Annotated in this window: 1 rRNA gene; it reads right to left on the bottom strand. The window is 54.8% G+C overall.

Annotated features, from left to right (window positions below):
- Nucleotides 1–50: 50 nt before the first annotated feature.
- Nucleotides 51–1,121, bottom strand: a 16S ribosomal RNA gene (locus QD356_RS17725); the annotation flags it as partial.

The raw sequence follows: 1,121 nt of genomic DNA, 5'->3' as shown, positions 1-1,121 counted from the left end.
GATCAGGTAATTCGTTGTGAGCACTTGCCGCGAGCAGTAGACAGTGTCGATAAGGAGGTGATCCAGCCCCAGGTTCCCCTAGGGCTACCTTGTTACGACTTCACCCCAGTCATGAACCACACCGTGGTGATCGCCCTCCCGAAGGTTAGGCTAACCACTTCTGGTGCAGTCCACTCCCATGGTGTGACGGGCGGTGTGTACAAGGCCCGGGAACGTATTCACCGTGGCATTCTGATCCACGATTACTAGCGATTCCGACTTCATGGAGTCGAGTTGCAGACTCCAATCCGGACTGAGGCAAGCTTTATGGGATTGGCTCCACTTCGCAGTATTGCAACCCTTTGTACTTGCCATTGTAGCACGTGTGTAGCCCTACCCGTAAGGGCCATGATGACTTGACGTCGTCCCCACCTTCCTCCGGTTTGTCACCGGCAGTCTCCTTAGAGTTCCCGACATTACTCGCTGGCAAATAAGGATAGGGGTTGCGCTCGTTACGGGACTTAACCCAACATTTCACAACACGAGCTGACGACAGCCATGCAGCACCTGTCTCAGAGTTCCCGAAGGCACCAATCCATCTCTGGAAAGTCCTCTGGATGTCAAGGGTAGGTAAGGTTCTTCGCGTTGCATCGAATTAAACCACATGCTCCACCGCTTGTGCGGGCCCCCGTCAATTCATTTGAGTTTTAACCTTGCGGCCGTACTCCCCAGGCGGTCAACTTATTGCGTTAGCTGCGCCACTAAGTCCTCAAGGGACCCAACGGCTAGTTGACATCGTTTACGGCGTGGACTACCAGGGTATCTAATCCTGTTTGCTACCCACGCTTTCGCACCTCAGTGTCAGTGTCAGTCCAGAAGGCCGCCTTCGCCACTGGTATTCCTCCCGATCTCTACGCATTTCACCGCTACACCGGGAATTCTACCTTCCTCTCCTGCACTCTAGCCAAGCAGTTCCAGATGCCGTTCCCAGGTTGAGCCCGGGGCTTTCACACCTGGCTGACTTAGCCACCTACGCGCGCTTTACGCCCAGTAATTCCGATTAACGCTTGCACCCTCCGTATTACCGCGGCTGCTGGCACGGAGTTAGCCGGTGCTTCTTCTGCGAGTGATGTCTTTCCTCG

It is taken from the genome of Cobetia sp. 2AS (assembly GCF_029846355.1).
In the GTDB taxonomy this organism is placed as follows: domain Bacteria; phylum Pseudomonadota; class Gammaproteobacteria; order Pseudomonadales; family Halomonadaceae; genus Cobetia; species Cobetia amphilecti.
Note: the sequence above shows the minus strand (reverse complement) of the source record. Positions and strands in the feature narration are given on the sequence as shown.